Annotated in this window: 21 protein-coding genes and 1 tRNA gene; 20 read left to right on the forward strand and 2 right to left on the reverse strand. The window is 36.9% G+C overall.

Going from position 1 to position 22,873, the window contains the following annotated elements; translation table 11 throughout:
* The 11 genes from EUBHAL_RS01075 to EUBHAL_RS01125 all read left to right on the forward strand — a co-directional run.
* Positions 1-196: zinc ribbon domain-containing protein (locus EUBHAL_RS01075; protein WP_005343722.1), on the forward strand; the 196-nt coding region annotated here is incomplete at its 5' end.
* Between the two features lie 363 nt (positions 197-559).
* The gene (cysS, locus tag EUBHAL_RS01080; RefSeq protein WP_005343724.1) at positions 560-1,954 is read left to right on the forward strand and encodes a cysteine--tRNA ligase; all 1,395 of its coding nucleotides are present in this window, start codon (positions 560-562) and stop codon (positions 1,952-1,954) included.
* Positions 1,939-2,367, forward strand: a complete 429-nt coding sequence (locus EUBHAL_RS01085; protein WP_005343726.1) for a Mini-ribonuclease 3 — start codon at positions 1,939-1,941, stop codon at positions 2,365-2,367. The genes cysS and EUBHAL_RS01085 overlap by 16 nt, the downstream gene beginning before the upstream one ends.
* 25 nt (positions 2,368-2,392) lie before the next feature.
* Entirely contained in the window at positions 2,393-3,136 is a 744-nt protein-coding gene (gene rlmB, locus EUBHAL_RS01090) for a 23S rRNA (guanosine(2251)-2'-O)-methyltransferase RlmB (protein ID WP_022169543.1), read from the forward strand.
* Between the two features lie 444 nt (positions 3,137-3,580).
* The gene (locus EUBHAL_RS01095) at positions 3,581-3,793 is read left to right on the forward strand and encodes a hypothetical protein (protein WP_242648717.1); all 213 of its coding nucleotides are present in this window, start codon (positions 3,581-3,583) and stop codon (positions 3,791-3,793) included.
* 176 nt (positions 3,794-3,969) lie between these two features.
* Positions 3,970-4,386, forward strand: coding sequence for a YjdF family protein (locus EUBHAL_RS01100; RefSeq protein ID WP_005343731.1), 417 nt, complete (start codon positions 3,970-3,972; stop codon positions 4,384-4,386).
* Positions 4,387-4,748: 362 nt separating this feature from the next.
* Positions 4,749-6,347 carry a type I restriction-modification system subunit M gene (locus tag EUBHAL_RS01105; protein ID WP_005343734.1) on the forward strand — a complete coding sequence of 533 codons (1,599 nt, stop codon included), beginning with the start codon at positions 4,749-4,751 and terminating at the stop codon, positions 6,345-6,347.
* 4 nt (positions 6,348-6,351) lie between these two features.
* The gene (locus EUBHAL_RS01110) at positions 6,352-6,966 is read left to right on the forward strand and encodes a restriction endonuclease subunit S (RefSeq protein WP_044921340.1); all 615 of its coding nucleotides are present in this window, start codon (positions 6,352-6,354) and stop codon (positions 6,964-6,966) included.
* A 52-nt stretch (positions 6,967-7,018) separates the two neighbouring features.
* Positions 7,019-7,489: a hypothetical protein gene (locus EUBHAL_RS01115; RefSeq protein WP_005343737.1), complete on the forward strand. Its 471-nt coding sequence runs from the start codon at positions 7,019-7,021 to the stop codon at positions 7,487-7,489.
* A 42-nt stretch (positions 7,490-7,531) separates the two neighbouring features.
* Positions 7,532-10,510 (forward strand): type I restriction endonuclease subunit R, encoded by a 2,979-nt coding sequence (locus EUBHAL_RS01120; protein ID WP_005343739.1) that lies wholly within the window; start codon positions 7,532-7,534, stop codon positions 10,508-10,510.
* A gap of 60 nt (positions 10,511-10,570) precedes the next feature.
* On the forward strand, positions 10,571-11,497 hold the full coding sequence (locus EUBHAL_RS01125; protein WP_005343740.1) for a site-specific integrase: 927 nt from the start codon (positions 10,571-10,573) through the stop codon (positions 11,495-11,497).
* A gap of 231 nt (positions 11,498-11,728) precedes the next feature.
* Here EUBHAL_RS01125 and EUBHAL_RS01130 read toward each other — a convergent pair whose 3' ends face one another.
* The gene (locus tag EUBHAL_RS01130) at positions 11,729-12,484 is read right to left on the reverse strand and encodes a hypothetical protein (protein WP_022170489.1); all 756 of its coding nucleotides are present in this window, start codon (positions 12,482-12,484) and stop codon (positions 11,729-11,731) included.
* A gap of 221 nt (positions 12,485-12,705) precedes the next feature.
* On the opposite strand from EUBHAL_RS01130, the gene EUBHAL_RS01135 reads away from it, so the two are divergent.
* The 8 genes from EUBHAL_RS01135 to EUBHAL_RS01170 all read left to right on the forward strand — a co-directional run bounded on the left by EUBHAL_RS01135 (position 12,706) and on the right by EUBHAL_RS01170 (position 21,121).
* Positions 12,706-13,971, forward strand: coding sequence for a ComEC/Rec2 family competence protein (locus EUBHAL_RS01135; RefSeq protein WP_044921331.1), 1,266 nt, complete (start codon positions 12,706-12,708; stop codon positions 13,969-13,971).
* A 204-nt stretch (positions 13,972-14,175) separates the two neighbouring features.
* A complete protein-coding gene (locus tag EUBHAL_RS01140) occupies positions 14,176-14,679 on the forward strand; it encodes a shikimate kinase (protein ID WP_022170491.1) in 504 nt (167 codons plus the stop codon).
* A 577-nt stretch (positions 14,680-15,256) separates the two neighbouring features.
* Entirely contained in the window at positions 15,257-16,057 is an 801-nt protein-coding gene (locus EUBHAL_RS01145) for an SDR family oxidoreductase (RefSeq protein WP_022170492.1), read from the forward strand.
* A gap of 127 nt (positions 16,058-16,184) precedes the next feature.
* A complete protein-coding gene (locus tag EUBHAL_RS01150; protein WP_044921334.1) occupies positions 16,185-16,634 on the forward strand; it encodes a transcriptional regulator GutM in 450 nt (149 codons plus the stop codon).
* A gap of 14 nt (positions 16,635-16,648) precedes the next feature.
* The gene (gene srlA, locus EUBHAL_RS01155; RefSeq protein ID WP_005343757.1) at positions 16,649-17,203 is read left to right on the forward strand and encodes a PTS glucitol/sorbitol transporter subunit IIC; all 555 of its coding nucleotides are present in this window, start codon (positions 16,649-16,651) and stop codon (positions 17,201-17,203) included.
* Between the two features lie 26 nt (positions 17,204-17,229).
* Complete coding sequence (gene srlE / locus EUBHAL_RS01160) at positions 17,230-18,240, forward strand: PTS glucitol/sorbitol transporter subunit IIB (RefSeq protein WP_005343759.1); 1,011 nt, start codon at positions 17,230-17,232, stop codon at positions 18,238-18,240.
* 326 nt (positions 18,241-18,566) lie between these two features.
* On the forward strand, positions 18,567-18,977 hold the full coding sequence (locus EUBHAL_RS01165) for a PTS glucitol/sorbitol transporter subunit IIA (RefSeq protein WP_005343760.1): 411 nt from the start codon (positions 18,567-18,569) through the stop codon (positions 18,975-18,977).
* 239 nt (positions 18,978-19,216) lie between these two features.
* A complete protein-coding gene (locus EUBHAL_RS01170; RefSeq protein ID WP_005343762.1) occupies positions 19,217-21,121 on the forward strand; it encodes a BglG family transcription antiterminator in 1,905 nt (634 codons plus the stop codon).
* A gap of 482 nt (positions 21,122-21,603) precedes the next feature.
* Here the strand turns inward: EUBHAL_RS01170 and EUBHAL_RS01175 are convergent.
* Positions 21,604-21,676 (reverse strand) — tRNA-Thr (locus EUBHAL_RS01175).
* Between the two features lie 271 nt (positions 21,677-21,947).
* Between EUBHAL_RS01175 and EUBHAL_RS01180 the strand changes: the two genes are divergently transcribed.
* Positions 21,948-22,784 (forward strand): C39 family peptidase, encoded by an 837-nt coding sequence (locus EUBHAL_RS01180; protein ID WP_005343764.1) that lies wholly within the window; start codon positions 21,948-21,950, stop codon positions 22,782-22,784.
* Positions 22,785-22,873: the final 89 nt, after the last annotated feature.

Consider the following 22,873-nt stretch of genomic DNA (forward strand, 5'->3'; position numbering starts at 1 on the left):
GTGGAAAGGGAAGAAAATGGTAAAGGTAGACCGTTTCTTTCCTTCCAGTAAAAAATGCTGTAAATGTGGAAGGGTAAAGAAAGAGCTGAAATTATCCGAAAGAGTTTATCACTGTGTGTGTGGAAATAAGATGGACAGAGATTGTAATGCAGCAATCAACATACGTGAAGAGGCAAGAAGGATGTTGACAGCATAAACTGTCCGTATCCGGACAAGCTGATAATAAGAAATATGCCCGTATCCGGGCAAAAGAATCGCGGGGCACGCGAGGATAGTTTGTAGATACTTGGCTCAGTAGAGCCATTGAGCAAGAAGCCCCCACTTCAAAATCTATGATTTAAGTGGTGGGAGCATGTCACTGAAAAGGATTATTCCTGTAAAATGAGTTCACTTACGATTAAAAGATGCGAATAATAATATTAGATAGCTAACATTTTTTTGATTTATTATTGACAAAAGCAGGGAAATTGAATAGACTAAAAAGTACGTGAATAAAGACGGCGGAAGGCTTCGTCTCTCCGGGGAGACGGAGCTTTTTCATTGATAAAGGAGGAATAACATGAAGCTGTATAATACACTTACCAAACAGAAGGAAGAATTCGTTCCAGTACATGAGGGAAAGGTTGGAATGTATGTTTGTGGACCTACGGTATATAACTACATTCATATCGGTAATGCCAGACCAATGATCGTGTTTGATACGGTAAGAAGATATTTCGAATATAAGGGATACGATGTAAATTACGTTTCTAACTTTACAGATGTTGATGATAAAATTATTAAAAAAGCAAACGAAGAGGGCGTTCCTGCATCTGAGATTTCAGAACGTTTTATTGCAGAGTGTAAAAAAGATATGGAGGGGCTTAATATCGAGCCTGCCACACATAATCCAAAAGCAACCGAAGAAATTGACGGAATGATTGCCATGATTTCTACATTAATTGAAAAAGGTTATGCTTATGAGAAGAACGGCACTGTATATTTCCGTACTCGTAAGTTTAAAAATTACGGACAGCTTTCTAAGAAGAATCTTGATGATATGAGAGCAGGAATCCGTATCGCAGTAAGTGATGAGAAAGAAGATGCGATGGATTTCGTATTATGGAAGCCAAAGAAAGAGGGCGAACCTGCATGGGTATCTCCATGGGGTGAAGGACGTCCAGGCTGGCATATCGAATGTTCTGAAATGTCTAAGAAGTACATTGGTGATACAATCGACATTCATGCAGGCGGAGAGGACTTAGTATTTCCTCATCATGAGAATGAAATCGCACAGAGCGAAGCATGCAACGATGAAAAGTTTGCAAATTACTGGATGCATAATGCATTCTTAAATATTGATAATAAGAAAATGTCCAAATCTGCCGGAAACTTCTTTACTGTAAGAGAAATCAGTGAAAAGTATCCATTACAGGTTATCCGTTTCTTCATGTTAAGTGCACACTATAGAAGTCCATTAAACTTCAGCGATACGTTAGTAGAAGCTTCTAAGAATGGTCTTGAGAGAATCCTCACAGCAATTGACCATTTAAGGGAAGTGATCGCAGCAGCTCCAGAAGGAGAACTTAACGTAGAAGATCAGAAGAACTTAGAAGAGGCAAATGCATTAAAAGCGAAATATGAAGCAGCTATGGAAGATGACTTCAACACAGCCGATGCAATCGCTGCAATCTTTGAACTTGTAAAACTTGCTAACGTTACAGCAGAAAGCGGAAGCAAAGCATATGCACAGCAGCTTCTTGACATAATCGTACAGCTTTGCGATATTCTTGGTATTATCACAGAGAAAAAAGAAGAACTTCTTGATGATGATATTGAAGCATTGATTGAGGAAAGACAGGCAGCAAGAAAGGCAAAGAACTTTGCCCGCGCCGATGAAATCCGTGATTTATTAGCAGATAAAGGAATCATTCTTGAAGATACAAGAGCAGGTGTCAAATGGAAACGTGCTTAAAAGGAATTGCAGAACATTTTCCATTAACAGAAAAAGAGCTTCGGGGATACTCATCCCTGGGGCTTGCCTATATCGGGGACTGTATTTATGAACTGTTTGTCCGCACAATGGTTGTGACAAAGGGAAACGATAAGGCAAACCATTATCACCAGAAAACGATCAGCTACGTTAATGCGGCGGCACAGACAGCGATGATGGAGAAAATCAAGCCTTTACTTACCGATGAGGAAAAGGCAGTTTTTCGCCGCGGAAAGAATGCGAAATCTCCATCACCTGCAAAGAATCAGTCCAGCCACGATTATCATATCGCCACTGGATTTGAAGCATTAATGGGATATTTATATCTTTCCGGACAGATGGAGCGGTTAGAGGAATTAATCCGAATTTGTCTGTCGGATGCAGATAATTTATAATTAAAAGATAGAAATGAGGAAAAATATGGCATACGAAGAGTGTACCGTTGTCGGACGTAATGCGGTAATGGAAGCATACCGCTCCGGCAAAACAATTGATAAATTATTCATTTTAGATGGCTGCCAGGATGGTCCGATTAAGTCGATCCTTCGCGAAGCCAGAAAGAGAGATACATTAATCAAGTTTGTCTCCAAAGAAAAATTAGACTCTTTATCTTTTCACGAAAAGCATCAGGGTGTTGTTGCAATCGCAGCCGCTTACGAATATGCAACCGTAGAAGATTTATTCAAAAAAGCAGAAGAAAAAGGAGAAGCTCCATTCTTCATTCTCTGCGATGAAATCGAAGACCCACATAACCTAGGAGCGATTATCCGTACCGCAAACCTCGCAGGCGCACACGGCGTAATCATTCCAAAAAGACGTGCAGTAGGACTTACCAGTACTGTTGCAAAAGTATCTGCCGGTGCATTAAACTACACACCAGTAGCTCGCGTAACAAACCTTTCCAGAACAATTGATGAACTCAAGGACAAAGGTATGTGGTTTGTCTGCGGTGACATGGGTGGAGAACTCATGTATGACTTAAATCTTACTGGTTCTATCGGTCTTATCATCGGAAACGAAGGAAATGGTGTAAGCCGCCTTGTCAAAGAAAAGTGCGACTACATTGCTTCTATCCCGATGAAGGGAGATATTGATTCCCTGAATGCTTCTGTAGCAACGGGAGTACTTGCCTTTGAAATCGTGAGACAGAGAATGGGGAAATAGTTCTGAGTAGTTCTGGTTTAATTCGATGACAGACAGACACCCTCGAAGAAAAAAGATATCCTATATTTGTGACTTTAGTCGCGGCGGTTTGAATGCTCGCTTTATGCGCTCGCATTCAAACCTTGCTCCGAGGCCACAAATATAGGGTGTTTTTTTCTTCGAGGGCTGGCTGTGGCTGGATGGGGGAATTAAAGCAGAAGCTGGGATGATTTGGGGATGAAAGTTGAAGTTTTTGTTTATTATGAAATGGTTGTGAGTGAATAAGAGTTTTTTAGAATTCTATTGTCTGTTTAATGGATTAATAGGAGTTGAGATTCGTGCTGGTATATTAATTTTTTTGAGATTATGATATACTATATTTTATAGGATTTGTTTAGGAGGATGATAATATGGCATTATTATTTCGCCAGTATGAAAATGAGATTATAGAGTAAGCAAGACCAGTTGATTGAATATATAATTTTGGACATTGTAGATATGATTACTGAAGAACAGGGATTAGAATATGATGAGGCAATGAATAAGTTTTATAATTCTGAAGTGTTTGAAAAGCTTCAGGATAAGGAAACCGGCTTGTATTGTGAAAGTTCATCGTATGTATATGACCTTTTTTGCGATGAACTGAATTTGGGTCATATAGTGCAGGCTGAGATATAGTGGAAGTAACAATTTTAAAAGTATAAAAACAGAGATAAAAACGCAACGTATATAAAAATATATACCAGAGCCGGTAGGTAGCCCGGCCGTCACAAAAAAATGTGGTAAGTAACCTGCCCCTCCGGGTTGTCCGTTCTTTGTTCATTTATTAATTTTCATTTCAGGAGGGAAGATTTATGAACAAAGTAAGTGACAAATTGACAGTGTATTTTGAGGAACCATTCTGGGTAGGTGTTTTCGAGAAAGTTCAAGGAAAGAAACTATCTGTATCAAAAGTAACATTTGGTACTGAACCAAAGGATTATGAAGTGTACGAGTTCTTATTAAAACACTACTATGATTTGCAATTTAGCCCGTCGGTAACAACCGTTATTAAGGAGGTAAAACAGAATCCAAAGAGGAGACAGAGAGAAGTAAAAAAACAATTACGTAATACCGGGATTGGAACAAAGTCACAGCAGGCACTTAAACTACAGCAAGAGCAGAATAAGCAGGAACGCAAAATAAAAAGCAGGAAGCAAAAACAGGCGGAAGCGGAATATCAGTTTCAGTTAAGACAGGAAAAGAAAAAGGAAAAACATAGGGGAAGATGAGTAATATGGATAATATTCTTTCTAATGAAATTATTTTGGTAGGGGATATTGTGTCATATTATATTGAGAAAAATGAAGAGTATGATTTTTCAACGAAGATGGATTGAAAAAATATATAAACGATATCCCTCAATAGATGAATTGAATATATTACGAAGATTGTAAGACCTCACTGCAGGAGTAGTCCTGTGGTGAGGTTTTCTATATATCAATTTTTTTTGAATATGGTATACTTTTACTGTAAATCATCGTAAGTATTTAGAATCATTGCGTAAAATATATCGAAAACTGTATGGGTCTAAATAGTTATAAATCATCAGGCCAATGGTGATGAAAGGAAAAAGAGCGGAGGATAAAGAAAAATGGCTGAGATAGAAAACAGCAAAGATTTGATTAGTGTATTATGGAGTGGAGCGGATATTCTTCGTTCGAAGATGGATGCAAATGAATATAAGGATTATTTGTTAGGAATCGTTTTTTATAAATATTTATCAGATTCTTTTCTGATTAAAGTATACGATATGATTTGTGATGGCAAACCGGGAACTTTAAAGGAAGCTCTGGAAGCTTATGAAGAAGTATTACAGAGCGAAGATGGGGAAGAGTTAAAGGCAGAAATGAAACAGGAATGTCATTATGTGATCGAACCGGAACTTACCTATACTTGTTTTGCAGATGCGGCAAGAAATAATTCCTTTAACCGAGAGCAGTTACAAAAAGCTTTTAATAATATTGAACAAAGTGATCCTATATTTGCAGATTTGTTTACGGATATTGATTTGTATTCGAATCGTTTGGGAACAGGAGACCAGAAACAGAGTGATACAGTTGCCAATTTGATCAAGGAAATTGATAAAGCAGATTTATTAAATTCAGATGCAGAGATTCTTGGAAATGCTTACGAATACTTGATTGGTCAGTTTGCATCAGAAACGGGTAAAAAGGCAGGAGAGTTCTATACTCCACAGGCAGTATCTAAAATTTTAACGAAGATTGCAATTGATGGACAAGAAGAAAAGAAAGGGTTATCTGTGTATGATCCATGTATGGGATCGGGTTCCCTTCTTCTGAATGCTAAAAAATATGTAAAATATCCTGAATATATTAGATATTATGGACAGGAATTAAATACATCAACTTATAATCTGGCAAGAATGAATATGTTTTTGCATGGAATCGTTGCAGAAAATCAGAAGCTTCGAAATGGTGATACCTTAGATGGAGACTGGCCTACAGGAGAAGAAACAGACTTTAATATGGTACTTATGAATCCTCCATATTCTGCAAAATGGAGCGCAGCAGCCGGGTTTTTACAGGATGAAAGATTCAGTGATTATGGTGTGCTGGCACCAAAATCAAAGGCAGATTATGCGTTCTTGCTTCATGGACTTTATCATTTAAAAAATAATGGAACAATGGCAATCGTTCTCCCTCATGGAGTACTATTCAGAGGAGCGGCAGAGGGAAAAATCAGAGAAAAATTACTGCGTTCCGGCAACATCTATGCAGTAATTGGTCTTCCGGCAAACCTTTTCTACAACACCTCTATTCCGACTTGTATTATTGTATTGAAAAAACATAGAGATGGAAGAGATGTATTATTTATTGATGCATCTAAAAAGTTCAATAAAGGCAAAAAACAGAACGAAATGACAGACGAGCATATTGAAGCTGTGATGGATTTATATAGTAAGAGAGAAACAGTAGAAAAAGAATCCTTCCTTGCAAGCTTTGAAGATATCGAAAAGAACGACTTTAACCTTAACATTCCTCGCTATGTAGATACATTTGAAAAAGAACCAGAAATTGACCTGAATGAAGTTTTAAAAGAAATGGAACAGACGAACAAAGAAATCGAACAGGCAGAAGGAGAGTTTTTATCTCTTTTAAAAGAGCTGACATCATCAGATGAGAAGATAATGGCATCGTTAAATGAACTGGTTAAAAAGATGGAGAGGTGAGAAAATGGGAAAGACGAAGATAAGATTTAAGGGGTATACGGAAGATTGGGAACAGCGTAAGTTGGGTGAACTTGCATCGTCTTTTGAATATGGATTGAATGCAGCAGCGAAAGAATATGATGGAGAAAATAAATATATTAGAATTACAGATATTGACGATAACACACATGAGTTTTTAACAGACAATCTTACTTCCCCGGATATTGAGTTAACTGGTGCAGATAATTATAAACTAACTGAAGGAGATATTCTATTTGCAAGAACAGGTGCAAGTGTCGGAAAATCTTATATTTACAAGAATTCTGATGGATTAGTTTACTATGCAGGCTTCTTGATTCGAGCAAGAATTAAAGAAGAATATGACACGGAATTTGTATTTCAGAATACCTTGACAGACAGATATAACAAGTATATTGCTGTGACTTCTCAACGTTCTGGACAGCCCGGAGTAAATGCACAGGAATATGCAGAATTTGAAATTAAAGTTCCCAAAAAGGAAGAGCAGACCAAAATAGGAACATATTTCCGCAACATCGATAACCTCATCACTCTTCACCAGCGCAAGTGCAATCAACTACAAATTATAAGAAAATACATGCTAAAAAATATGTTTTTATAGAAAAAAGATAAAATTCAGCCTAAAAAGGAAGATTTAAAGGAAGAAATACATTATGAAAAACAAATATTTTCCAGACGAAGATATAACTATGAATGACTTATATTTTATTTGTTATATGATTGAACGTGTGGCCAGACATATTAAGCAGAAGAATAAATATGTGGTGAATGCTATAGGGAAAGATGAATTATATCACTTACTTAGCTGTGCCAGCACGTTGCATTGTGAGAATCTAGAAAAGGTGGAAGCGGATTGGATTAGAGATTATGGACTTGTAGAAGGAAGTTTTGACATTACAAATGTCGATTCAGAATTAGCAACGCTTATTCCGACTTCGTTGGATATGGGAGAAGTATATCAAAGATTGATTGCAGATACACTTTCTAGAAAAGAGGATTTTACAGAGGGAATCCTTTGGGTTTATAATGATGAAATTTGCGATGTGATTGATAATTATAATTGCAGTGCTTTTTACGAACCATCTTATGTGATTGCAAGAGCATATCAAAATGGTGGTTTCTAAGAAAGAGGATAGAAATAGAATATTATTACGGGGGATTACCAAATGCCAGAATTAGAATCAACAATAGAAAGAAAACTGATAGAACAATTAGTCTACGGAGAGTCCCAGTGGACTTACAGAGAAGATTTAAAAACGGAAGCGGATTTATGGGCAAATTTTAAATATATTCTTGAGCAAAATAATAAAGACAGATTGAATGGAGAACTGCTCTCGGATTCAGAATTTGAACAGGTTAAAAACCAATTACAGTTTTCTTCCTTTTATAAGGCTGGAGAATGGCTGGTTGGTGAAAACGGAAAAGTACAGGTACATGTGCAAAGAGATACGGAAAGATTACATCTTGTAGTCATGAATCATGAACATATAGCAGGTGGAAGTAGTGTATATGAGGTGATTAATCAGTACAGTGCGTTAAAAACGGAAGAAGATACTGCAGCATCAACAAGAGACAGACGTTTTGATGTGACGTTGATGATTAATGGACTTCCATTGATACATATAGAATTGAAGAATAAGCAGCATTCTTATATAGATGGATTCTGGCAGATTAGAAAGTATATTGGAGAAGGTAAGTTTACCGGTATTTTTTCAGCGGTGCAGATGTTTGTTGTCAGCAATGGCGTAGATACCAGATATTTTGCGGCGGCCGGGGATACGGAATTAAATCCCAAATTTATGAGTGGATGGGTGGATCAGGAGAATAATTCTGTATCTGATTATCTTGATTTTGCAAAAAGTGTACTTAGAATACCGGAAGCACATGAAATGATTGCAAGATATACGGTTTTAGATGAAGATGCGAAACGGTTGATTTTACTTCGTCCATATCAGATTCATGCAATTGAATCTATAAGGGAGGCTTCAAAAACGGGAAGGTCTGGTTATGTATGGCATACGACTGGATCAGGGAAGACATTAACTTCTTATAAAGCAACCAGAAATTTATTGATGGATATTCCGGCAATTGATAAAGCAATTTTTTTGATTGACCGAAAAGATTTAGATACACAGACAACAATGGCTTTTCAGGCATATGCAAATAATGATTTGGTGGATGTTGATGAGACCGATAATGTGAATGATTTAAAGAAAAAGCTAAAATCTGAAGATAGGCAGGTTATTGTTACAACGATTCAGAAAATGCAGATTTTAATTAGTAAAAGGCTAAAGGAAGATACACCGGAATATCAGAAAATTAAAAATTTAAAAATTGCATTTGTTGTAGATGAATGTCATAGAGCTGTTACACCAAAGACGAAAAGAGAATTAGAAAGATTTTTTGGACGTTCTTTGTGGTATGGTTTTACCGGAACGCCTCGGTTTGCAGAAAATCCATATCCGCAGTTGGGAGATTTGCCGAGAACAACAGAAAAATTGTATGGAGAACGTCTTCACAAATATACAATACAAAATGCGATTCATGATAAAGCAGTGTTAGGTTTTCAAGTGGAACATAATGGTCCGAAAAATGTAGCAGATGAAACAGATAGCAGTGTATATAATAATGAAACGCATATGTTACGGGTGCTTGATATTATTCTTAATAAATCCTATCATAAATTGGGATTTCAAAATGGAAAAGGTAAGACTTATGAGGGACTTCTTACAACAAGTTCCATTCAATTAGCACAGAAATATTATGATTTACTGACAAAAATAAAAAATGGGGAATCTTCATTAAAAATTGATGAAAAGATAAAGCAGGTATTGCCGGATTTTCCTAAGTTTGCGATTACATATTCTGTAACAGAAAATGAAGAAGGTTCCTGCGTGAACCAACAGAAAATGCAAAAGTCTTTAGATGATTATAATGGAATGTTTGGCACCAAATATGAATTATCACAGATACAGGGCTATAATGGAAACCTTAACAAAAGACTGGCGAGAAAGGATGCAAAGTTTAAGAGTAGAAATGAACAGTTAGATTTGGTTATCGTTGTAGACCGCTTATTAACAGGTTTTGATGCACCTTGTCTGTCCACTATTTTTATTGACAGACAGCCAATGGGACCGCATGATTTGATACAGGCATTTTCAAGAACGAATCGTATTTTTGATAAAAATAAAAGCAATGGGCAGATTGTAACCTTTCAAGCTCCGAAATTATTTAAAGAAAGTGTTGATAATGCAGTAAAATTATACTCAGCAGGTAGTACAGGAATTGCAATTTTAGCACAATGGGAAGAGGTAGAACCGGCATTTCGCAAAGCCCTTTCCGCGCTCAGAGTTTGTGCCGAGAGTCCTTCGGAAATCCCTGAAATGTCTATGAAAGAAAAGAAGATTTTTGCGAAGATGTTCCAATCTTTCGACAGTCTGTTTGCCCAGTTAAAATCCTTTACAAACTATGACGACAGTATGCTTGAACAATATGGAATTACCGAGCAAGAGTATGATGATTATGTAGGACATTATAAAAATGTAATGGAGGAAATTCGAGAAGAAAAAACGAATGATTCAGAAACTGCCATAGAGGAGACGGATGTAGATCAGGATTATGAATTGATGGCATATAGTAATACAAAAATTGATTATGAGTACATCATCAATCTTATTCAAAATATTGTTACACCAACAGAAGAGGAAGAAGATATAACACCAGAAGAGAGACAGAAGAAGATAGATGAAGCAAAACAGTATGTAGAGGAATTACGTAAGGATAATGAAAAAGTAGCAGATATTATGTCTGATTTGATAGAAGAAATCGAAAAAGATGAAACAAAATATAAGGGACAGTCTATTCTTAATATTGTAGAAAATATGAAGCAGGATTGCATAGAAAAAGTTGTTTCTGAATTTTGTGAAAGCTGGTATGCAATGAAAGGTGATGTAATGTATGCGGCAATGCATTACAGGAACGGTGAAATTCCTAATGAAAGTGTAATTAAAAAGAATGTTGATTATACTAGTTATAAGGCAGAGCAGGAGAAAGCTTTACCTAAGTTCAAATATTATTCCCGGATGATAGCGGAACTGAAGGAGACACTGGAGAAAGAAATTAAGCCGTTAATAGCAAGTATATAAAAAGGTTCATTGTTAAATGTTTGTATCAGCGTAAGTAATTTCAAGGGATGGAGGGAACTTATGCTTAATAACACAAATAATTCACCTCTCTTTTATGAATACTACGCCCAGTGGGTTGATGTGTATAAGAAAGGTGCGATAAGAGAAGCTACAATGGCGAAGTATTTAATGACTCAGAAGTGGATACAGAAACTGGCACCAGAATTAAAAGTTTCTGAGTTGACAAGAACAGCATATCAGCAGATTTTAAATGATTATGCGAAAGAGCATGAGAGACAGACTACATTAGATTTTCATCATCAGCTCAAAGGAGCAATTTTAGATGCATTAGATGAAGGTATGATTGAAAGAGACCCTACCAGAAAGGCAATTATTAAAGGGAAAACACCGAGAGCCAAAAAGATAAAATATTTAAACCAGTTTGAATTACATACGTTAATTGCCAGCTTAGATCTTTCAGAAGAACCAAACTGGGATTGGTTTATACTTTTAGTTGCAAAAACAGGAATGCGCTTTTCAGAGGCTCTTGCGATTACACCATCTGACTTTGATTTTGCCAGACAGGCTTTGTCGATAAGTAAAACTTGGGATTACAAAGGAGAAGGAGGGTTTTTGCCGACTAAGAACAGGTCATCGGTAAGAAAGATTCAGATTGACTGGCAAATAGTAGTCAAGTTTTCGGAGTTGATAAAAGGTTTACCGGAAGATGAACCTATTTTTATAGGTAAATCAAAAATTTATAATTCTACAGTTAATGATGTCCTTACAAGACATTGTAAACAGTGTGGCATTTCCGATATTTCTATTCATGGTCTTCGCCATACGCATGCATCGTTATTGTTATTTGCTGGAGTATCTATTGCAAGTGTAGCACGAAGACTGGGACATGCAAGTATGACAACTACACAGAAAACATATCTACATATCATCCAAGAACTTGAAAATAAGGATGTAGATTTGATAATGAGAACTTTATCTGGATTATAATATTAAAAAGTAAAAGAAATACTTACGCTGAATAATTTTACTATTTAATTCATTAGAAAATAGACAGCCCGGGAAGAGAACCGATCCCCTATATTTGTGGCCTCGGAGCAAAGGTTGGATGCAAGCGTGTAAGCGAACATTCAACCTGCAGCGACTAAAGTCACAAATATAGGGGATCGGTTCTCTTCCCGGGCTGTGTGTTTCTTAATGAATTAAATCACAAATTTCCGTTTATCGGAAATTCATCTTTTTAAAGTCGTTAACATCCCTCTCTCTGCGGAATTCCTGCTTCTTCACCATCGCCACCATCTCAGGTTCTTTCTTCGCCGTATAAGCAAGAGCGCGGTAATGTTTTAACACATTCTTTCGAAACATTGGTGTAATCTCCGCATAGTTTGCAAACTGTTCAATAACTTTTTTGTTAAAAGACTGATGTTCCTGAAAATATGCCGCAGCATCTTTTGTAAACTGGTGATGCATTTCTTTTTCTTCTGGTGTATTTAAAGCAGCAATGATCATCTCATTCTTCATATCACAGGAAAATGCCTGCAATTTCTTTAAAGAAATGCGATGACGAATCATAGTGAGTTTTAAATAGCGATACCAGGTATTACGGAACTTGATATAGTATTCGCTTACTCCACCATCGTAAACGTCAAGACCTTTACAGAAGTTGTAGTTTCTCTTCATGTATGTATAGTCAAAGAGAATATTCTGTACGAGATAACTGATAAAATATCCTGCCCGGTAAAGTGGGGAGGTGTACTTATCATAGTAAAGATAATCATCAAAATCGACATTCAGTTTTTTGATATTCTTAAACTTGATGTAATGATAAATGCGGTAAGTAACATACACAAGAATAATAATACCGATAAATGCGGCGCGATAAAGATTACGATGTACGCCGGACATAAAAACTGAGCGTGAAAGACCATAGATAGCGGCAGCACAGGCAGCTACAATGGTAGCAAACATTTCAAACATAGCACACATTCCTTTCTTAATTGTATATTATCATATCGTATTTTTTGTAAAAAAACAATCGCTTTATATGATGTGTTCCTGTAAAAAATTAATAAAAACAGAGGGGATATGAAAACAAAATATGGCAAGGTATGATAGGAAGAGGGCAAAATGCTATTGACCTTTGCTTCAAAATACGATATGATAATATACAAACATATGTTTGTAAGAGGAGGACGAAGATGAGAAAGATAAAAATACTTTTGTTATCATTATTACTTGCATTCTGTATGGCAGGATGCAGTGAGGGCAGTTCTGTTGCAATTTCAGGAAGCGGAGATGAAACGGATGGTAAGATAAGCCAGAATGGTTCTGGTATGGAGGTACATTTTATTGATGTGGGACAGGGGGACTCTACCTTAATAAAGGTCGGAGGCCATGCGATGCTTATTGATGCAGGAGACAACAGCGAAGGAACAGCGGTACAGTCTTATCTAGATAGTCAAAATGTGGAGAAGATTGACTACGCTATAGGTACCCATCCTGATGCGGATCATATCGGCGGGCTTGATGTTGTTGTTTATAAGTTTGATTGTAAAAAGGTCTTTATGCCGGATGTCACCTCGGATACGAAGACATATGATGATGTTGTGCAGGCATTAAAGTCTAAGAACCAGAAAGCGCAGGCTCCGAAGCTTGGCAAGACATATTCTTTAGGAGATGCAACATTTACGATAATTGCACCGGTAAAGGATTATGGGGATGATACCAATGACTGGTCGATTGGAATTTTGCTCCAATATGGTAAGAATCGTTTTCTATTTACAGGAGACGCAGCAAAGCAGGCAGAAGACGATATGATAGATACAGGAGAAGACCTTTCTGCCGATGTTTATAAAGCATCCCATCACGGAAGTAAGACTGGTTCCAGCGATGATTTCCTTGATAAAGTGAGTCCTGCATATGCTGTCATTAGCTGTGGTGAGGGGAATAAGTACGGTCATCCATCCGCACAGACGTTAAATAACTTCCGAAGCCGAGGTATTAAGACTTTCCGTACCGATAATCAGGGAACAATTGTAGCCTACAGTGATGGAAGTGATATTACATGGAATGCTTCACCAGATACAACATGGACACCAGGCGAGCCAAAAGGTTCTTCTTCTAGTTGGAGTACAGCCTCAAAAAAGGGTTCTGTTAAGGATAGTGCAGGTAAAACAACTTCTAAGACTTCCTCAAAAAAGACTACAGCAAAGAGTACTACAGCAAAGAGTACTACAGATAAGGCATCCTCAAAAACTTCATCGAAAAAAACTACAGAAAGTACAGCAAAAAATACTTCCAAAAATAAGGTATCCTATGTTATAAATGAAGACACAGGCAAGTTTCATCTTTCAACCTGCCGTTTTGTAAAGCAGATGAATGAGGAGAACAAGGTCATATCTTCAAAAAGCAGAGATATTTTAATAAAAGAAGGCTACGAAGCTTGTAAAGTATGCAAACCATAAGTAAGCAGAAAATAGTTTTTCTTTAGAATATTTTGGGATAAATAGTAAGTAAATTTTACTGATATGAAGTTAAATTTAGGTCGGCATTTAAGGTTTGACAGGCTTCCATGTGATTTACTGACTGTGAATTGAAACCAAATGATAAGTGAAATGCTCTGCGAAGTGAATTTTAAGAAGATTAATAAGATATATAAGGAGCAATTTATGAAAGACGGAAAAAGTATCGTTTTAATCGGGATGCCCGGTGTAGGAAAAAGTACAATTGGTGTTATTTTAGCAAAAGAGATAGGTTATCAGTTCCTTGATGCAGACCTTCTCATTCAGGAACAGGAAGGAATGCTGTTAAAAGATATTATCGCAACAAAGGGACATGATGGATTCCTTGCAGTAGAGAACCAGGTAAACCGCGAAGTCAATGCAAAGCATTCTGTCATCGCTACAGGTGGAAGTGCAGTATATTGTGAAGAAGCAATGCTTCATTACAAAGATACCTGCCAGATAATTTATCTTCGTTGCCCATATGAGATTCTATCCAAACGACTTGGAGATTTAAAAGGAAGAGGCGTAGCCTTAAAAGATGGTCAGACTTTACTTGACCTTTTCGAAGAGAGAAGCGTACTCTACGAGAAATATGCTGACTTGATCATAGACGAAGGTGATAAGGGAATTGAAGAAACATTGGAGATTTTAAAAGAAAAACTGAGTTAAGGATAAACAGACAACCATGACAAAAGGGCATTGTATAATAAATGCTTCGTATCACTGCATGATGAATGCTCGACTACATCCATCATTTGCTAAGGCGCATTTATAGAGAAGATAAAAGTTTCAGTTTCAAACTGCCCACCAGCTGTTTAATTCACCTTTTCCATTCACAGCACAGAAGTCATTGCCCCTAATAAGGCATATTTGTGGTCTCGGAGCAAGTGTTGGATGCGAGCGCATAAAGCGAACATTCAACGCGCCATGACTAAAATCACAAATATGCCTTATTAGGGGCAATGACTTCGTCTATTAGTTGCTCCAAATCATTAATCAGCCCTTTTTCCCTGTTTGGGAAATTCTCCACACTAACGCTTTTCAAAAAACAGGAAATCCACTGTACTAAACCTTTTCACAAATAAGGAAATCTGGCATATAATTAATTTTCAGAAAGGCCGAAAAAGCACGTATTAAAAAAGCGGGTAATCCTTACTATAATGGCATTGTAAATCAAAAGTGCTTAAGTACTTAAAAATCAGACAGGAAAGATTTGAAAAGTATATTTAAAAAGGAGGATTACATGATGAATGAAAATTGGCTGGGATTAGACGGACAGGTGGTTATTGTAACAGGTGGTGCTTCCGGTATCGGAAAACATGTAGTAGATACTCTTGTAAAGGTTGGGGCAAATGCAGTTGCCGTTGACCTTAATGTAAAAACAGGAGATGAACTTGACGGCGCTTACTGTGTACAGTGTAATGTTACAGACCCAGAAAGCGTAAACCAGATGGTGCAGGCCGTTCTTGAAAAATATGGAAAGATTGATGCATTAGTAAATAATGCAGGAATTAATCTTCCAAGATTACTTGTTGATGTAAAGGGAGAAAAGCCAGAATACGAGTTAAATGAAGATTCTTTTGGAAAGATGTTCGCAGTTAATGTAAAAGGTGTTTTTCTCTGTGCACAGGCAGTTGCAAGAGAACTTGTAAAACAGGGACATGGAGTTATCTTAAATATGTCCAGTGAATCTGGAAAAGAAGGTTCTCAAGGACAGTCAGCATATTCTGCTACAAAGGGTGCTGTAGACAGCTTCACTCGTTCCTGGGCAAAGGAACTTGGAAAGTACAATGTACGAGTTGTTGCATGTGCACCGGGAATCATGGAAGCAACAGGTCTTCGTACCACAGCTTACAATGAAGCTTTAGCATATACAAGAGGGGTAAAACCAGAAGATTTATCCACAGATTACAGTAAAGTAATTCCAATCGGAAGAGACGGAAAGCTTGATGAAGTAGGAAGTCTTGTAGCATACCTCGTATCGGATCAGGCAAGCTACATCACAGGAACAACAGTTAACATTTCTGGAGGAAAATCCAGAGGATAATCTGCTTGACATAATATGTATCAGAGCATTTTTTAAACAAGCTCAGGGGAATATCTGCTGTAGCTGTCTTTACAGTAGATTTCCCGGAAACATATTTATGGAAAGGGAAGAGAGAAGGAGGTTCGCTATGATAAAAATAGCACTTGTAATTGGATTGGCATTTGTCATCCAGTTTGTGTTAAGCAGTTTTCAGATGAAGAATTTCAACAATGAATTTGTTCGGTTAAGACGGAAGGGCAAGGTCGCAATTGGCAGAAAGTCGGGAGGATTCCATGCAGGGGCAATCGTAATGTTTCGCATAGATGAAAAGGGGATTATTCAGGAATCGAGAAAGATAGAAGGAACGACATTTCTTGCCAGAGTAAAAGATTTTCCGGGATTTGAAGGACGTTATGTTGGAGATTTATCTGCAAATGATGTAGAAAAAAGTCATAAGAATCTGAGAAAAGCCGTAGAGGACGCAGCACTAACCTATAAAAAATACATGGCAGGGGAAGAGATAGCGCAGCCTCCTTCTAATTTCCAGAAAGCAGGCAATGTGGTAACAAATCTATTTAATCGACGCGCAGGAGCGTAAAGAGGGAGGTAACTATGAATATTTTAGTTAAATTGGCTTCAGGATTTATGAATCTTTTTACCTTAGGTGGAGAACAGTTTGTAAGCTGGGTTACAGGAATTATTCCAACAGTCCTGATGCTGTTATTATTAATGAATGCGATCATCGCATTAGCAGGTGATGAATCTGTAAATAAACTTGCAAGAGTATGTACCAAGAATCCGATTCTTCGTTATCTTGTACTTCCATTTGTATCTGCATTTATGTTAGGTAACCCAATGGCTCTTTCCATGGGTAAATTCATGCCAGAATTTTATAAACCAGCATACTATGCCTCCGCTACATATCACTGTCATACAAACAACGGTATTTTCCCACATATTAATGCATCTGAACTTTTTGTATGGCTTGGAATTGCAAATGGAATCTCTACTTTAAAATTAGATACAACACCTTTAGCAGTACGTTATCTTTTAGTTGGTCTTGTAGCAAACTTTATTTCCGGATGGGTAACAGAGTTTACAACAAGATATGTAGAAAAACAGCAGGGTGTAAAACTTAGCCGTACATTAAAAATATCAGAAAATTAAAGGAAACGATAGAGGGAGGAACGGAAATGTCAGAATTAAGAGCAATCAGGATTGAAAGAGGTCCGCAGGGATTTGGTGGTCCACTTATTATTCGTCCAACAGAACAGAAAAATAAAGTTATGTACATTACTGGTGGTGGAACTGCACCAGAATGTCTTAAAAAAATCGTAGAACTCAGTGGTATGACACCGGTAGATGGCTTCCACGGTTCTGCACCAGAAGAAGAACTTGCCATGGTTATTGTAGACTGTGGTGGAACACTTCGCTGTGGTATTTATCCACAAAAAAGAATTCCTACGGTAAATGTAATGCCAGTTGGTAAATCTGGTCCACTTGCTAATTTTATTACAGAAGATATTTATGTATCTGCAGTTACTTCTAAACAGATTTCTCTTGCAGAAGAGGGAGAGGCAGTGCAGGCTACAGAAGTTTCCGAGAAAAAAGAAGAAAAAGCAGTGAAATTTAATGCAGATCAGAAAGTATCAGAAACACTTGCGGCACAGGAAAACAAATCTATCATCACAAAAGTAGGTTTAGGTGTTGGTAAGTTTGTAAATACCTTTTATCAGGCAGGCCGTGATGCCATTCAGACATGTATCACAACACTTCTTCCATTCATGGCATTTGTATCTTTACTTGTAGGTATCATTAATGGTTCTGGTTTTGGTAACGCATTTGCCAAACTGTTAACTCCATTAGCAGGAAATGTTTTTGGACTGGTTGCTCTTGGTGTAATCTGTTCTATCCCAGGTTTATCCGCTTTACTTGGACCAGGTGCCGTTATCGCACAGATTGTCGGAACATTAATCGGAACAGAAATTGGAAAGGGAACAATCGCTCCACAGCTTGCACTTCCAGCCCTTTTCGCAATCAACTGTCAAGGCGCATGTGACTTTATCCCGGTAGGTCTTGGACTTGCGGAAGCAGAGCCTGAAACCATCGAAGTTGGTGTACTTTCCGTTATGTATTCCAGATTCTTAACAGGCTGGATTCGAGTATTGATCGCGTATGCAGCAAGCTTTGGATTATATGCATAAGTAGGGTAAGAAGAGAATATAAGATGTATTTCGGGAATCTTTCTCACAATTGATTTTGTGGGAAAGTTCCAAAAGTACATTAGAGCGTGTTTGAAAAATCATTCCTGCAATCTGCACATCTTGCAGAAAGCATTTTTCAAACGCCTTCTGGGAAGTTAAAAAGAAAAACTATTTTGGTATAGTAAAAAATTTATAGTAAAGAAAATTTGCAAAGAAAGTTTACAAATAAGATTTATAAATAAGTATGTAGATGAGGCTGCAAATGAAACGATAAAGAAGATTGTAATAGAAAAAATGTAAAAATTAGCTCTGTAATGTATTGGAGAATGTGTTACAATGTAAAGGGAGCAAAGTGTAGAAAGGACAGAAAAATCATGGCTGTAATTTATGAGAATAAAGTAAAAGAACTTGGAAAAGATATTATGATGATGAACGGAGGAGACTTCATTATTATTTTTGGAGACAGCGCTCCGGCAGAACTTAGAGATTATTGCTATTCTGTAGATGTGAATCCAATCAATGGAGAAATCAAAGCAGGACAGACATTAAAGATTGATGAAAATGAATATAAGATTACCTGCGTAGGAGAAGAAGCGCCGGTAACACTCGCAGGTCTTGGTCATTGTACTATCCGTTTTAACGGAATGACAGAAGCAGAGCTTCCTGGAACTCTTTATGTAGAAGAAAAAGCAGTTCCGGAAATTAAAGTTGGTACAACGATTCAGATTATAGAATAAATTTATAAGCTATTCGGAATATCAGAATTATGAAAGCGATATTTTGTGAATAGATTCCAGAGCGTGTTTGAAAAATGCTCTGGATAGCTACCTAAAAAGTGAATACAAAACAGATATACTGTCCCATTAATATTTGATATATCTCAGATATAACTCTTTTCCTCTCTTGTGAGATTAAATATTAGTGAGGCAGTATTCTGGATAAATCTAAAAAATCTGAAAAGGATAATGGATGAGGTATGAAAAATTTATTTGGTGATAACAGGCAGGCTAACATTCTGTCTGTTTTGCGAAAAAATTCTGCATTGAATATTGAGATGCTTGCACAGCGGTTTGGGGTGAGTGAGCGTACAGTTCGAAATGATATTAAAGATATTAACAGAGAATTGAAAAACAGTGGTCTGGTTGAGATTAATCAGGGTAAATGCAGTCTCCGGGTATTTGATACCAGAGATTTTCAGAATGCATATGCCCGTATTATTGAGACAGATGATTTGATGAACTCTTCACAGAAGAGGCAGGAGTATGTTTTTGCGAAGCTTATGAGGGCAATGGAACCAGTGCTTACCGATGATATTGCCTATGAGATGAATATAGGGCGAAGTACGCTAATCAGTGATTTGAAAAAGCTTCGCCAGACAATGGAGAAATATGAACTTGAAATTGTAGGTAAGACCAGTAAGGGACTTGCACTTGGCGGTTCAGAGCTAAATATCCGAAAGTTTGTGATGGAGAATCTTTTTGGCTCTATTTATCAGAATTATCCACAAGATGAGCTGATGTTAGGGAAAATTCGTGAAGCAATGGCGGAAAAGAATTTTGAGGAATCCACGCAGAAAATGTTTGAAAACTATATGACACTGATGTTTGACCGGTTTTTAACGGGGCATGTCATTACCCGTATGCCGGAAAAATACTATAATCTGGTATCGAGAAACAGTTTTTCATTCGTGGATGAATTAATTGACGATATTTCAAAAGAATTTTACATTGAGATTCCTATAGAGGAGAAAATATTTGTTTTTCTTCCAATTATCGGAATGCGCACTCCGGCGGACAGTAAAAATATGTACAGCATCGAACTAGATGAAAAGATTCGTCCGTTATTACAAAAGATTGTAGAACAGATTCGTCAGGAATTAAATATTTCGATTGATACGCACGAATTTACAGAAAAATTCATGTATCATATCATGTTTATGATTAATCGGCTCCGCTATAATGTACATATCGATAATCCAATGTTTGAGGATATTCACTATAAATATCCGCTGGCATTTAAAATGGCAGAAATAGCAGCCAGAGTGATTAAAGAAGATGCAGAAGTTGTTGTCACACAGGCAGAGATGGGATACCTCGCTGCTTATTTTGGCGTATTTTTAGAAGTAAATACGTTAAATCAGAAGCAACAGAAAATAGCGGTTATCAGTGATAAGGGAAGAGTGACTGCACAATTATTTGCCGTACAGATTCGTAAGGTAGTAGACAGTAGCAGCCAGCTTGACATTCTTTCACCGTCAGAAGCGGTAAGCGGAATACTTGACCAGTATGATATTGTCATTTGCACAACCGAACACATCATAGAGTGCGAATGCCCAGTCATCTATATCCATGAGATTTTTGATGAAAATGAATTAAAAAATAAGCTTCGACAGGCAAAGTTTTGTAAAGGAACAGATGCTGCAATCTTAGATGATAACTGGTATGTCATGGCAAATATTTTAAAAGAAGATACTTTCTTTAATTTATCAGAACAGGAAGACTATACTTCCGCATTAAACTATATAATAGACACTCTTGAAAAAAGAGGTTATGTAGATGCAGATTTTAAAGAACGGGTATGGGAAAAAGAATCCCGTTCGAGCATGACTATAGATAACATTGCAATTCCACATGCCGTACAAAAAGCAGGAGACAGCATTGTTTTATCTGTAGGAGTATTTCGAAGACCAATGCCTTATAAGGAGGATAACATACAGATTATATTCCTTTTGGCGCTCCCAGAAGAAATCAGGGATGAGAATCGTTTGGTTTGTGTATATGATGAAATCATGTCACTCGTAAAAAATGATGAGATGATAGAAAAAATCACACAATCAGAAAATTACATTGACTTCATGAAGGTATTGTATAAGAGAAACTGATAATAGAATCAATGGACGAAACACACTCTAGAAACGGCCCCTATCTGTGACTTTAGTCGCGGTGAGAAGAAGTCTTTGATGAAAAAGTATTGATTTTGACTCCATTGTAAAAAACACAAAAGTCGCAAAATCAATACTTTTTCATAAGGCGATTTTCTTTTCACAGGCTATATATCTGCGGTTTCGAGGTCGCAGATAGGAGCTGCTGGCAGTTCATTTTCTGTCTTTGGCTGGCTGTGTGATTCTAGTTTCTCTTTAAGGAGAAAGGGAGATAAGTCGGAAGTGCTCTATTTACCTCAAGAGCAAGTAGAAGCCAAAATTCTCCCATTCCTAAATCTTCCCATAACATAAATAGAAAATAAAAAGAGAATTATCTAATATATGCGTCTTAGAACAAGCTTAAAATGCGACTGAACATTTTAGTGCAGCGATAAGAAGCATATAGTTAGATAATTCTCTTTTCATTTTCGTTTATACTAACAAGCTGATGACGAGACTTGAACTCGAGACCTCCGCCTTACCAAGGCGACGCTCTACCGACTGAGCTACATCAGCAATTCAGATGTACAAACCTGACAAAAAGCATTCTATCATGATAACATATGTTTGTCAACTGAATTTTGCTAAATTTTCGAAAAATACAAACAATTATAGAATTCTCTTTTCACAGAATAAATGCTGTGTTATAATGGCCGGGTATGTAAAATGTATGTTTCATTTGTTAAGTAGGAATTTTACACGCTTTAAGGTGTGCGTTCATAAGCTTTCATACATTTGATTATGTGCGAAGATTTTGAGAGTATATAAAAACAAAAAGGAGGATTATATGTTTTTTGGGAAAAAACAGAGTAAAAGAAAAATGAATTTATCTAGAAAAATAATGGCATTTGTTCTGGCCGGAGTGTTGTTGCTTTCTTCTGTAGGAATGAATGTGTCTGCACAGGAGATCGTAACGAAAAAATCAACTATTTCAAAGAATACGAAGGTAGATATCTATAAAGCAACTGTACAGAGCGGGAATGGTGAGAGAACATATCGTGTATTTGCACAGACAAGTAAGAAGTATAAGAAGAATTCTTTTATTTCTTTACATGGATGTGCGGTATGTTCTCTGACAACTGTTTTATCAGGATACAGCAAAAAATATAGAAATTATACACCGAATAAGACATCTAGAATTTTAGAGAAGAAGGTTTTTGGGAGCAGCAGATGGAATGCGAACTACAGAAAGTCTCTTGGAGCACAGCGTCCGGTTTCTCTTTACGGTATTTCTAAAGTGTTAAGTTATTGTAATATCTCTAACAGATATATTCGTTTTTTCAAGGATAAAACAGCAGTAAGGCAGATTGAAAAACATCTAAAAACTGGTAATCCTGTTATTATTGAAGTGAACAATCGTACACAAAAGAATGGAAGATTTGGTTCTTACACAAATAAGTGGTCATCTTCGAAACATACAATGGTACTTCTTGGTATGACAAATACAGGGAAGGTTATTGTGGCAGATTCTGCAACAAGAAAATGGTCTGGTAAAAAACAGAGAATTAAGTTCACTACAATGAAGGAGCTTGTAAAATATATGATTCCTTGTAAGAGTGTATCTACAAGTGTTTATTATAAGAGTGTATCTAGTGCAGGCGGTTATATTTTAGTAAATCCATAATAAATATTTTATATCAGATGTGAGATGCGCAGAAGAAGTATGTCATGCATTACATGATGCGCATCTCTCAGCAAGAATGCCGGGAGTTC

Origin of the sequence: Anaerobutyricum hallii DSM 3353 (assembly GCF_000173975.1) — a bacterium.
In the GTDB taxonomy this organism is placed as follows: Bacteria; Bacillota; Clostridia; order Lachnospirales; family Lachnospiraceae; genus Anaerobutyricum; species Anaerobutyricum hallii.

Excerpts from the sequence above, each read along its gene's own strand:
- cysS (WP_005343724.1), top strand. The coding sequence starts at position 560 with ATGAAGCTGTATAATACACTTACCAAACAGAAGGAAGAATTCGTTCCA.
- EUBHAL_RS01085 (WP_005343726.1), top strand. The coding sequence starts at position 1,939 with ATGGAAACGTGCTTAAAAGGAATTGCAGAACATTTTCCATTAACAGAA.
- rlmB (WP_022169543.1), top strand. The coding sequence starts at position 2,393 with ATGGCATACGAAGAGTGTACCGTTGTCGGACGTAATGCGGTAATGGAA.
- EUBHAL_RS01100 (WP_005343731.1), top strand. The coding sequence starts at position 3,970 with ATGAACAAAGTAAGTGACAAATTGACAGTGTATTTTGAGGAACCATTC.
- EUBHAL_RS01105 (WP_005343734.1), top strand. The coding sequence starts at position 4,749 with ATGGCTGAGATAGAAAACAGCAAAGATTTGATTAGTGTATTATGGAGT.
- EUBHAL_RS01110 (WP_044921340.1), top strand. The coding sequence starts at position 6,352 with ATGGGAAAGACGAAGATAAGATTTAAGGGGTATACGGAAGATTGGGAA.
- EUBHAL_RS01115 (WP_005343737.1), top strand. The coding sequence starts at position 7,019 with ATGAAAAACAAATATTTTCCAGACGAAGATATAACTATGAATGACTTA.
- EUBHAL_RS01120 (WP_005343739.1), top strand. The coding sequence starts at position 7,532 with ATGCCAGAATTAGAATCAACAATAGAAAGAAAACTGATAGAACAATTA.
- EUBHAL_RS01125 (WP_005343740.1), top strand. The coding sequence starts at position 10,571 with ATGCTTAATAACACAAATAATTCACCTCTCTTTTATGAATACTACGCC.
- EUBHAL_RS01130 (WP_022170489.1), bottom strand. The coding sequence starts at position 12,484 with ATGTTTGAAATGTTTGCTACCATTGTAGCTGCCTGTGCTGCCGCTATC.
- EUBHAL_RS01135 (WP_044921331.1), top strand. The coding sequence starts at position 12,706 with ATGAGAAAGATAAAAATACTTTTGTTATCATTATTACTTGCATTCTGT.
- EUBHAL_RS01140 (WP_022170491.1), top strand. The coding sequence starts at position 14,176 with ATGAAAGACGGAAAAAGTATCGTTTTAATCGGGATGCCCGGTGTAGGA.
- EUBHAL_RS01145 (WP_022170492.1), top strand. The coding sequence starts at position 15,257 with ATGAATGAAAATTGGCTGGGATTAGACGGACAGGTGGTTATTGTAACA.
- EUBHAL_RS01150 (WP_044921334.1), top strand. The coding sequence starts at position 16,185 with ATGATAAAAATAGCACTTGTAATTGGATTGGCATTTGTCATCCAGTTT.
- srlA (WP_005343757.1), top strand. The coding sequence starts at position 16,649 with ATGAATATTTTAGTTAAATTGGCTTCAGGATTTATGAATCTTTTTACC.
- srlE (WP_005343759.1), top strand. The coding sequence starts at position 17,230 with ATGTCAGAATTAAGAGCAATCAGGATTGAAAGAGGTCCGCAGGGATTT.
- EUBHAL_RS01165 (WP_005343760.1), top strand. The coding sequence starts at position 18,567 with ATGTGTTACAATGTAAAGGGAGCAAAGTGTAGAAAGGACAGAAAAATC.
- EUBHAL_RS01170 (WP_005343762.1), top strand. The coding sequence starts at position 19,217 with ATGAAAAATTTATTTGGTGATAACAGGCAGGCTAACATTCTGTCTGTT.
- EUBHAL_RS01180 (WP_005343764.1), top strand. The coding sequence starts at position 21,948 with ATGTTTTTTGGGAAAAAACAGAGTAAAAGAAAAATGAATTTATCTAGA.